At 73.3% G+C, this 10,402-nt stretch carries 10 protein-coding genes; 7 read left to right on the plus strand and 3 right to left on the minus strand.

Going from position 1 to position 10,402, the window contains the following annotated elements:
• Positions 1 to 39 precede the first annotated feature (39 nt).
• From afsQ1 to LG634_RS28030, 5 genes are all read left to right on the plus strand, one after another.
• A complete protein-coding gene (gene afsQ1 / locus LG634_RS28010) occupies positions 40 to 717 on the plus strand; it encodes a two-component system response regulator AfsQ1 (RefSeq protein WP_226737594.1) in 678 nt (225 codons plus the stop codon).
• Positions 615 to 2,192: a sensor histidine kinase gene (locus LG634_RS28015; RefSeq protein WP_372482504.1), complete on the plus strand. Its 1,578-nt coding sequence runs from the start codon at positions 615 to 617 to the stop codon at positions 2,190 to 2,192. Before afsQ1 ends, LG634_RS28015 begins: the two co-directional genes overlap by 103 nt.
• Positions 2,189 to 2,821: a hypothetical protein gene (locus LG634_RS28020; RefSeq protein WP_226737598.1), complete on the plus strand. Its 633-nt coding sequence runs from the start codon at positions 2,189 to 2,191 to the stop codon at positions 2,819 to 2,821. The genes LG634_RS28015 and LG634_RS28020 overlap by 4 nt, the downstream gene beginning before the upstream one ends.
• An 85-nt stretch (positions 2,822 to 2,906) precedes the next feature.
• Positions 2,907 to 3,698 (plus strand): VOC family protein, encoded by a 792-nt coding sequence (locus LG634_RS28025; RefSeq protein ID WP_226737600.1) that lies wholly within the window; start codon positions 2,907 to 2,909, stop codon positions 3,696 to 3,698.
• Between the two features lie 113 nt (positions 3,699 to 3,811).
• The gene (locus LG634_RS28030) at positions 3,812 to 4,246 is read left to right on the plus strand and encodes a CBS domain-containing protein (RefSeq protein WP_226737602.1); all 435 of its coding nucleotides are present in this window, start codon (positions 3,812 to 3,814) and stop codon (positions 4,244 to 4,246) included.
• A 91-nt stretch (positions 4,247 to 4,337) separates the two neighbouring features.
• Here LG634_RS28030 and LG634_RS28035 read toward each other — a convergent pair whose 3' ends face one another.
• The 3 genes from LG634_RS28035 to LG634_RS28045 form a co-directional block, all read right to left on the minus strand.
• A complete protein-coding gene (locus tag LG634_RS28035; protein ID WP_226737604.1) occupies positions 4,338 to 6,011 on the minus strand; it encodes a phospho-sugar mutase in 1,674 nt (557 codons plus the stop codon).
• 29 nt (positions 6,012 to 6,040) lie between these two features.
• On the minus strand, positions 6,041 to 6,847 hold the full coding sequence (locus LG634_RS28040; protein ID WP_226737606.1) for a purine-nucleoside phosphorylase: 807 nt from the start codon (positions 6,845 to 6,847) through the stop codon (positions 6,041 to 6,043).
• Positions 6,848 to 7,007: 160 nt separating this feature from the next.
• Complete coding sequence (locus LG634_RS28045; RefSeq protein ID WP_226737607.1) at positions 7,008 to 7,445, minus strand: gamma-glutamylcyclotransferase family protein; 438 nt, start codon at positions 7,443 to 7,445, stop codon at positions 7,008 to 7,010.
• 218 nt (positions 7,446 to 7,663) lie between these two features.
• Here LG634_RS28045 and LG634_RS28050 point away from each other — a divergent pair, with 218 nt between their 5' ends.
• On the plus strand, positions 7,664 to 9,103 hold the full coding sequence (locus LG634_RS28050; RefSeq protein WP_226737609.1) for an NAD(P)H-quinone dehydrogenase: 1,440 nt from the start codon (positions 7,664 to 7,666) through the stop codon (positions 9,101 to 9,103).
• Positions 9,104 to 9,279: 176 nt separating this feature from the next.
• Complete coding sequence (locus tag LG634_RS28055) at positions 9,280 to 10,242, plus strand: DeoR/GlpR family DNA-binding transcription regulator (protein ID WP_226737611.1); 963 nt, start codon at positions 9,280 to 9,282, stop codon at positions 10,240 to 10,242.
• The last annotated feature ends 160 nt before the right edge of the window (positions 10,243 to 10,402 follow it).

Raw genomic sequence — 10,402 nt, forward strand, 5'->3', positions numbered from 1 at the left:
CCCGCTCCGGCACCCGCGGGCATGGGACAGAATGTCGGCGTGCCTTTCCTGTTGCTGATCGAGGACGACGACGCCATCCGCACGGCGCTCGAACTCTCCCTGTCCCGTCAGGGCCACCGTGTGGCCACCGCGGCGACCGGAGAGGACGGGCTGAAGCTGCTCAAGGAGCAGCGGCCGGACCTGATCGTGCTGGACGTGATGCTGCCCGGGATCGACGGCTTCGAGGTGTGCCGCCGCATCCGCCGCACCGACCAGCTGCCGATCATCCTGCTGACCGCGCGCAGCGACGACATCGACGTGGTGGTCGGACTGGAGTCCGGCGCCGACGACTATGTGGTCAAGCCCGTGCAGGGCCGGGTGCTGGACGCCCGGATCCGCGCCGTGCTGCGCCGCGGCGAGCGCGAGTCGAGCGACTCCGCCACCTTCGGTTCCCTGGTGATCGACCGTTCCGCGATGACGGTCACCAAGAACGGCGAGGACCTCCAGCTCACCCCGACCGAGCTGCGGCTGCTGCTGGAACTCAGCCGCCGCCCCGGCCAGGCCCTGTCGCGCCAGCAGCTGCTGCGGCTGGTCTGGGAGCACGACTACCTCGGCGACTCCCGGCTGGTGGACGCCTGTGTCCAGCGGCTGCGGGCGAAGGTCGAGGACGTGCCGTCCTCGCCGACGCTGATCCGCACCGTGCGCGGTGTCGGCTACCGCCTGGACTCCCCGCAGTGAAGCGGGCCGTTCTCGCGGGCCGCCGCTGGACCAGTCTCCGGCTGCGGCTCATAGTCGTGTTCGGGCTGGTCGCGCTGACCGCCGCGGTGTCCGCGTCGGGAATCGCGTACTGGCTCAACCGGGAGGCCGTGCTCAGCCGTACGCAGGACGCGGCGCTCGGGGACTTCCGGCAGGAGATGCAGAACCGGGCCGCCGCCCTGCCGGCCGACCCGACGCCGGAGGAACTCCAGCGCACCGCCGAGCTGATGGCCGGCTCCAGCCCCGGCTACAGCGTGCTCCTCGTCGAGGAGAAGAAGGACGGCCGCAAGGTCTTCGGATCGGCCGGCCCGGACTCCTTCAGGCTGTCCGACGTGCCCAAGTCCCTCCAGGACGCGGTCGCCGAGCAGCAGAAGGTCACCGCCGCCAACGACGCCCCGTTCCACATGTACTGGCAGCGGACCAAGCCGAACGGCAACCCGTACCTGGTCGGCGGCACCCGGATCGTCGGCGGCGGGCCCACCGGCTACATGTACAAGTCCCTCGCCACCGAGCGGGCGGACCTCAACGCGCTGGCCTGGTCGCTGTGCATCGCCACCGCGCTGGCGCTGCTCGGCTCGGCGCTGCTCGCGCAGGCCGCCGCCACCACCGTCCTCAAGCCCGTGCAGCGGCTCGGGGACGCGGCCCGGCGGCTCGGCGAGGGCGAGCTCGACACCCGGCTCGACGTGTCCGGGAACGACGAACTCGCCGACCTGTCGCACACGTTCAACCTGGCGGCGGCCGCGCTGGAGAAGAAGGTCGCGGACATGAGCGCCCGCGAGGAGTCCAGCCGCCGGTTCGTCGCCGACATGTCGCACGAGCTGCGGACCCCGCTGACCGCCCTCACGGCGGTCACCGAGGTGCTGGAGGAGGAGATCGACGGGCTCGACCCGATGATCGCCCCCGCGGTGGAACTGGTCGTCAGCGAGACCCGCCGGCTGAACAACCTGGTGGAGAACCTGATGGAGGTCACCCGGTTCGACGCCGGCACGGCCCGGCTGGTCCTGGACGACGTGGACGTCGCCGACCAGGTCACCGCCTGCATCGACGCGCGCGCCTGGCTGGACGCCGTCGAACTCGACGCGGAGCGCGGGATCGTGGCGCGGCTGGACCCGCGCCGGCTCGACGTGATCCTCGCCAACCTGATCGGCAACGCCCTCAAGCACGGCGGCTCGCCGGTACGGGTGTCGGTGCGCACGGAGGAATCGACGCTGGTGATCGCGGTCAAGGACAACGGGCCGGGCATCCCCGAGGACGTGCTCCCGCACGTCTTCGACCGGTTCTACAAGGCCAGCGCCTCGCGGCCGAAATCGGACGGCAGCGGTCTGGGCCTGTCCATCGCGATGGAGAACGCGCACATCCACGGCGGCGACATCACCGCCGAGAACTCCCCCGAGGGCGGGGCGCTGTTCACCCTGCGGCTGCCGGCGGACCTCACCGCAGCGGAGGCGGGGGCGTGAAGAGAACATGGTGGGCGGCCGCACTGCTCCTGCTGCCCGCGGCGCTGGCCGGCGGCTGCGGCATCCGGGCCACCACGGTCCCCGTCGACGTGGGCGCGGCGCCCTCGCGGGTCTCCTGCGACAAGCCCGCCCGCAACACGTCGGGTGCCGCCGACGGGTTGCGGGCCACGGTCGAGATGGTCTGCGGTTCGCAGCTCGTCGGCATCGAGCGGGTCGTCCACCTCTCCGAGAAGCGGCCGGTACGCGCCACCCGCGTGCCGGTCGCGCAGGCCCTGCTCGCCGAGCTGGAGCGGCCGCTGTCGGCCGCGGAGCGGGACGCCGGGTTCACCACCGGCGTGCCGGACGGGCTGTCGGTGACGGCCCCGCGGGCCGGCGACCCGGCCGGCACCTTGCGGCTGAGCCGCAAGCCGGAAGACCTGCCGCCGCTGGCGCTCGCGCAGATCGTGTGCACGCTGGCCGGCACCCCGCTGACCGGCGGCCCCGGCCCGGTCGTGCTGGGCGGCCCCGACGCCGACCCGCCGCGCGCCTGGGAGTGCACGGCGGCGGTACGGGCCCGCCCCGAGGCGGTGCCCACACTGGGCGAGATCGTCCGCCCCACGCCGTCGCCGGGCGCCTCCCGGCGCCCCTGACGGCGCGGCGCCGGGCGGCGGCGGGGGCGCTCCGCCAAGGTGGGCTGGACCGTGTCTTCCCGCGCACAGACAAGGGACCCCGCCCATGCTCAGCACCGACTTCACCACCGGTTCGCCGGCCTGGCTCGACCTCGGCAGCCCGGACGTCGACGCCTCCGCCGCCTTCTACCGGGCCGTGTTCGGCTGGGAGGCCGTCAGCTCCGGTCCCGAGGGCGGCGACTACCGGTTCTTCCGCAAGGGCGGCCGGACCGTCGCGGCCGTCGGCCCGCTGACCGAGGAGGGCGCCAAGCCCGCCTGGACCGTCTACTTCGGCAGCCCCGACGTCCAGGCCACCACGCAGGCGGTGCGCGACGGCGGCGGCCGGGTGCGGGTCGAGCCCATGGACGTCATGGGGGAGGGCTGGTTCGCCCAGTACACCGACCCGGACGGCGCCGACTTCGCCGTCTGGCAGGCCGGGAAGACCGCCGGCCTGGAACGCACCTCCGAGGACGACACGCTGGTCTGGGTGGAGCTGATGGCCTCCGACCCGGAGGCCTCCACCGCCTTCTACCGGAGCCTGTTCGGGTGGCGGCACGCCGACATGGACGTGCCCGGCGGGATGACGTACCGGGTGCTGTCCACGGCCGACGGAGACCAGGAGGACGCCTCCTTCGGCGGCGTGGCCCCCGACGACATCGGCGGCGACAACGCGCCGCACCGCTGGATCCCGTACTTCGCCGTCGCCGACGCGGACGAGACCGTCGCCCGGACCGAGGGCGCCGGCGGCTCGGTGCTGATGCCCGCCGCGACCATGGAGGGCGTCGGGCGGATGGCCTGGCTGCTGGACCCCGCGGGCGCGCCCTTCGCGATCCTCAAGCCCGAGCCGCCGGCGGCCTGACCGGGCGGGCACGGCCCCGGAGCGCTCCCGGCGCGCGCCGCGGCCCGTCCCGTGCTGTGCTCTGTAGGGGCAACCCCCACAGCACGGCACGGGAACGGAGCGGAGGAGACGCCATGGACAAGAGACTGCGGGCCCGGGACATGATGACCGCCGGGGTTCAGTGCGTGCGCGAGGAGCAGAGCCTGCTGGACGCCGCGCGGATGATGCGTGACCTGGGCGTGGGCGCCCTGCCCATCTGCGGGTCGGACGAACGCCTCAAGGGCATGATCACCGACCGCGACATCGTGGTGAAGTGCTGCGCCGAGGGCATGAACCCGGCGGACGTGACGGCCGGCTCGATGGCGGGTGTCCTGCACTGGGTGGACGCGGAGGCCGACGCCAACGAGGCCGTGGACACCATGGAGGTCCACCAGATCAAGCGGCTGCCGGTCATCGACGTGGTCAACGGCCACCGCCTGGTCGGCATGATCACGGAGGCGAACCTGGCGAAGAACCTCAGCGACGAGGCGATGGCGGAGTTCGCCGCCCGCGTCTACGCCGCGAACTGACGCCCGGGGCCGGCCGGCCGGTCGGGGCCGGAGACGTCCGAAGGCCCCCGGGACGGTGCTCCGGGGGCTTTCGGGTGCGCTGCGCGGCGGGTCAGATGCCCGCCGCGGCCGCCAGGTCCTTCTTGACCGCGTCCAGGACCTCCTGGCCGCGGGTGCGGGCCGACGCCAGCCCGGAGGCCTCGGCGACCGGGACCACGACCTCCAGGTAGCACTTGAGCTTGGGCTCGGTGCCGCTCGGGCGGACGATCACCCGGGCCTTGTACTCGCCCTCCAGGTGGTAGCGCAGCCCGTCGGTGGGCGGCAGCGCCGCGGAACCCAGCGACAGGTCCTCGGCCGACACCACCCGCAGCCCCGCCAGCGAGGCCGGCGGCCGCTCGCGCAGCGCCTGCATCGCGTCGGCGATCACCGACAGGTCCTGCACCCGCACCGACAGCTGGTCGGTGGCGTGCAGGCCGTGGGCCATCGCCAGGTCGTCCAGCAGGTCGGTCAGCGTCCGGCCCTGCTCCTTGAGCTCGGAGGCCAGCTCGGCCACCAGCAGGGCGGCCGTGATGCCGTCCTTGTCGCGGACTCCCTCGGGGTCGACGCAGTAGCCCAGCGCCTCCTCGTAGCCGTACCGCAGGCCCTCCACGCGGGAGATCCACTTGAAGCCGGTCAGCGTCTCCGCGTAGCCGACGCCCGCCGCCTCGGCGATCCGTCCCAGCAGCGACGAGGACACGATCGACTCCGCGAACACGCCCGACGCGCCCTTGTGCACCAGGTGCGCGGCCAGCAGGGCGCCCACCTCGTCACCGCGCAGCATCCGCCAGCCGCCCGCGGCACTGCCGTCGACGGAGTCGGTGGGAACGGCCACCGCGCAGCGGTCGGCGTCCGGGTCGTTCGCGATCACGATGTCCGGGCCGGTCTCGGCGGCCTTCGCGAAGGCCAGGTCCATGGCCCCCGGCTCCTCCGGGTTGGGGAACGCCACCGTGGGGAACGCCGGGTCGGGCTCGGCCTGCTCGGCCACCAGCACCGGCTCCGGGAAGCCGGCGCGGGCGAACGCGGCCAGCACCACGTCCTTGCCGACGCCGTGCATGGCCGTGTACACGGTCCGCACGCCGCGCGCCGAACCCGGCGTCAGGACGGCGTCCGTCCGCGCCAGGTAGGCCTCCAGGACCTCGTCGCCGAGCTGCTGCCAGCCGTCGCCGGGGCGCGGGACGTCCGCGAGCGGGCCCACCGCCGCGATCTCGGCGGCGATCTCCGCGTCCGCGGGCGAGACGATCTGCGAGCCGTCGCCCAGGTACACCTTGTAGCCGTTGTCCCGGGGCGGGTTGTGGCTGGCGGTGACCTCGACGCCGGCGACGGCACCCAGGTGCCTTATCGCGTACGCGAGGACCGGCGTGGGCAGCGGTCGGGGCAGGACGGCGGCGCGCAGCCCGGCGCCCGTCATCACGGCGGCCGTGTCGCGGGCGAAGTCCGCGGACTTGTACCGCGCGTCGTAGCCGACCACGACGAGCCCGCCGTCGTGGCCCTGGGCCTTCAGGTAGGCCGCGAGGCCGGCGGCGGCCCGGATGACCACCGAGCGGTTCATCCTCATCGGGCCCGCGCCCAGCTCGCCGCGGAGGCCCGCGGTGCCGAACTGGAGGGTGCCGGCGAACCGGTCCGCGAGTTCGGCGGCGCCCGCGGGGGTGTCCGCGGCGTCGATCAGCCGGCCGAGCTCGGCGGCGGTCTCCGGGTCCGGGTCCTCCGCCTGCCAGGCCCGGGCGCGTGCGATCAGATCGTCCTGCACTGGTTCCCTTTCCGTACGGGTGGTCCGGCTCAGATCCGGTCGAGGACCCGGGTCAGCAGCTCGCCCATGCGGGCGGCCGAGTCGCGGCCGGCCTGCAGGACCTCCTCGTGGTTCAGCGGCTCGCCGGACAGGCCCGCGGCCAGGTTGGTGACGAGGGAGATGCCCAGGACCTCGGCGCCGGCCTCACGGGCCGCGATGGCCTCCAGGACCGTGGACATGCCGACCAGGTCGGCGCCCATGACGCGGATCATGTTGATCTCGGCCGGGGTCTCGTAGTGCGGGCCGGGGAACTGCACGTAGACGCCCTCTTCGAGGGTCTCGTCGATCTCCTTGCACAGGGCGCGCAGACGCGGCGAGTACAGGTCGGTGAGGTCCACGAAGTTCGCGCCGATGATGGGCGAGGTGGCCGTCAGGTTGATGTGGTCGCTGATCAGGACCGGCTGGCCGGGGCGCATGCCCTCGCGCAGGCCGCCGCAGCCGTTGGTCAGGACGACGGTCTTGCAGCCGGCGGCGACGGCGGTGCGGACGCCGTGGGCGACGGCGGCGACGCCGCGGCCCTCGTAGTAGTGGGTCCGGCCGAGGAAGACCAGTGCGCGCTTGTCGCCGATCTTGTACGAGCGGACCTTGCCGCCGTGTCCTTCGACGGCGGCCGGGGGGAAGCCGGGCAGCTCGGTCACCTGGAACTCGGCCTCGGGGGCGCCGAGGGCCTCGGCGGCGGGCGCCCAGCCGGAGCCCATCACGAGGGCGACGTCGTGGGTTTCGGCGCCGGTGAGCTCGCGCAGGCGTGCCGCTGCGGCAGCGGCGGAGGCATGGGGGTCGGTAGCAGATGCGTTCACGCGGACGAGGGTAGCCGCTCAATCCCTACGCGCGTAGATGGCACAGCTCACGGTGTTCGGATCGTTGCCTTGTCGTTTCCGACGAATTGTCCGCAGGCGGGTTCGGGGACGGCTCCGCAAGGGGTCCGGAGACGGTTCCCGGGCCGCCTGCTGACCGGCCTCAGCAGGGGCGCTTGCGCAGCTCCATCACGTAGTCGTGCGGGGCGCCGGCGGACTCGGCGGCGTCGGCGATCTCACCCAGGTAGCGGGCCGAGGGCAGGCCGCCCTCGTAGCCGTTGAGCACGTACACCCAGGCGGCCTCCTCGCCGTCCAGGGTGTGCACGCGCAGCCGCATCCGGCGGTAGATGTCGAGCCCGACGCCCTCCCACCGGTCCATGGAGTCCTCGTCGAGCGGTGCGATGTCGTAGAGGGCGACGAACACCTGGGAGCGCGGGGCTTCGACGATCGTGGCGAGGGCACCCTCCCAGCCCATCTGCTCGCCCCCGAAGGTGAGCCGCCAGTCGTTGATCCAGCCCGTGCCACGCAGCGGGGAGTGCGGAGCGCGGCGCGTCATCAGCCGCGCGTCGAGGTTGCCGGCGTACGCGGCGTAGAGCGACATGGGATCGAGGGTACGGGAGGGCCGGGCGTGGCGGGCCCAGGCCCCGGCTCCCGGCCGGGACCCGGCTCCGGACCGGCCGCGGGCCCGGCGCGCGGCCGCCCTGGATGAAGCACCTTGGCGCGTGCGGGACAATGAGAGCGGAATGCATCCCCCGGGGACACCCCCCGGACCACCGGCCGGGGCGGCAGCCGGCCGGGTAGACGTGAGGCGGACTTTTCGTGACCCGGATCGTGATCATCGGCGGCGGACCCGGCGGGTATGAGGCGGCGCTCGTAGGTGCCCAGCTCGGCGCGGAGGTGACCGTCGTCGACTGCGACGGTCTGGGCGGGGCGTCGGTGCTGACCGACTGCGTACCGTCGAAGACGCTCATCGCGACGGCCGAGGTGATGACGAACTTCGACTCCTCGTACGAGGAGCTCGGCATCATCGTGGCCGACGACACCCCGCCGCTGGAGCAGTCGGCGCGCGTGGTCGGCGTGGACCTCGGCAAGGTCAACCGGCGTGTGAAGCGCCTCGCGCTCGCCCAGTCCCACGACATCACCGCCTCCGTGACCCGGGCCGGCGCCCGTGTGATGCGCGGCCGCGGCCGGCTGGGCGGCCCGCAGGGCATCGACGGCACCCGCGACGTCATCGTGACCGCCGCCGACGGCACCGAGACCATCCTGACCGCCGACGCCGTGCTGATCGCGACCGGTGGCCACCCCCGCGAGATCCCCGACGCGCAGCCCGACGGCGAGCGGATCCTCAACTGGACCCAGGTCTACGACCTGGAGGAGCTCCCCGAGGAGCTCATCGTGGTCGGCTCCGGTGTCACCGGCGCCGAGTTCGCCGGCGCCTACCAGGCCCTCGGCTCCCGCGTCACCCTCGTCTCCTCCCGCGACCGCGTGCTGCCCGGCGAGGACCCGGACGCGGCCGCCGTCCTGGAGGACGTCTTCCGCCGCCGCGGCATGAACGTCATCTCGCGGGCCCGCGCCGAGTCCGCCAAGCGGGTCGGGGACCGGGTCGAGGTGACCCTCGCCGACGGCCGGGTCATCTCCGGTACGCACTGCCTGATGGCGGTCGGCGCGATCCCGAACACCGCGGACATGAACCTGGAGGAGTCCGGGGTCAAGCTCAAGGAGTCCGGCCACATCTGGACCGACAAGGTCTCCCGCACCACCTCCCCGGGCGTGTACGCGGCCGGTGACGTGACGGGCGTCTTCGCGCTGGCCTCGGTGGCCGCCATGCAGGGCCGGATCGCGATGTACCACTTCCTCGGCGACGCGGTGGCCCCGCTCAACCTGAAGACGGTCTCCTCGAACGTCTTCACCGACCCGGAGATCGCGACCGTCGGCTACACCCAGGCCGACGTGGACGCGGGCAAGATCGAGGCGCGGGTCGTGAAGCTCCCGCTGCTGCGCAACCCGCGGGCCAAGATGCAGGGCATCCGGGACGGCTTCGTGAAGCTGTTCTGCCGCCCCGGCACCGGCATCGTGGTCGGCGGCGTGGTCGTCTCCCCGCGCGCGAGCGAACTGATCCATCCCATCTCGATCGCGGTCGACAACAACCTGACCGTGGAGCAGATCGCAAACGCGTTCACGGTGTACCCCTCGCTGTCGGGTTCGATCGCGGAGGTCGCCCGCCAGCTCCACACCCGCAAGGCCACCGGCGAGGCCTGAGCCGCGCCGAACCGCCGTCGGCGGCAAGGGCATTGAGACGGGCCGACGGGCCGCCGGGATCCGGCGGCCCGTCGCTGTCCGCGCGTATACCACTACCGGCCCTGCCGTACGGACAATTCCTGTAATCCGGCGCAAGGAGCTGAACGCAGACGGTCGTTGGGGTTACTGTCAGTTTCGTGTTCGCTGCTGAACGTCGCCAATTGATCCTCGAAATGGTGCGAGCGAACGGAGCGGTGTCGCTCCGGGAGCTCGCCCGCGTCGTCCAGACCTCAGAAGTGACCGTACGGCGCGACGTGCGGGCGCTGGAGGCAGAAGGACTCCTCGACCGCCGACACGGCGGTGCGGTATTGCCGGGCGGTTTCACGCGGGAGTCCGGCTTTCCGCAGAAATCCCATCTCGCGACGGCGGAGAAGACCGCCATCGCCGATGTCGCGGCCGGCCTCGTCGAAGAAGGCGAGGCCGTTGTCGTCGGCGCGGGCACCACCACCCAGGAGCTGGCCCGCCGGCTCGCGCGGGTGCCCGGACTCACCGTGGTCACCAACTCGCTGCTCGTCGCCCAGGCCCTCGCGCACGCCAACCGGGTGGAAGTGGTGATGACGGGCGGGACCCTGCGCGGGTCCAACTACGCCCTGGTGGGCAGCGGGGCCGAGCAGTCCCTCCAGGGGCTGCGGGTCTCCCGGGCCTTCCTGTCGGGCAGCGGCCTGACCGCCGAACGCGGACTCTCCACGTCCAACATGCTGTCGGCGAGCGTGGACCGGGCCCTGGTGCAGGCGGCCGCCGAGGTGGTGGTCCTCGCGGACCACACCAAGCTGGGCACCGACACCATGTTCCAGACGGTGCCCACGGAATTCATCACCCGGCTCGTCACCGACGAGCCGCCGCCGCACGACGACCGGGCGCAGAGCGAGCTGCAGGCGCTCGCCGACCAGGGGGTGCAGATCGCCGTGGCGGCCGGTTCGGGCCTCCAGTCCGGCCCGCCGGGCACCGGCGAGGGTCTGCCCGGCGGTCGCCGCCCGGCCCGGCGGGAGTCCCCGCTGCCGGTCCAGCGGCGCACCGGCGCGGCCGCCCAGCTGCGCGCCGCGGCCCTGGCGGACCCGGGCGACCGGGCCCGGGTGGCGGACCTGAGGGGCCGCCGTTGAGGGGCTTACCCGGGAGCCCGGCGGGTGCGGGTGTCCTGGGGAAGGCCGAGGCCCCGCCCGGTGTGACCGGGCGGGGCCTTGGTGTGCGTACTGCGTGCCCGCCTGTCTGCTGCGGGGGAGGAGGCCGGGCGGGTGGGAACCCGCCCCGGCTCAGTTGTCC

This window comes from Streptomyces bambusae, assembly GCF_020532645.1.
Taxonomy (GTDB): Bacteria; Actinomycetota; Actinomycetes; order Streptomycetales; family Streptomycetaceae; genus Streptomyces; species Streptomyces bambusae.

Excerpts from the sequence above, each read along its gene's own strand:
- LG634_RS28025 (WP_226737600.1), top strand. The coding sequence starts at position 2,907 with ATGCTCAGCACCGACTTCACCACCGGTTCGCCGGCCTGGCTCGACCTC.
- LG634_RS28030 (WP_226737602.1), top strand. The coding sequence starts at position 3,812 with ATGGACAAGAGACTGCGGGCCCGGGACATGATGACCGCCGGGGTTCAG.
- LG634_RS28045 (WP_226737607.1), bottom strand. The coding sequence starts at position 7,445 with ATGTCGCTCTACGCCGCGTACGCCGGCAACCTCGACGCGCGGCTGATG.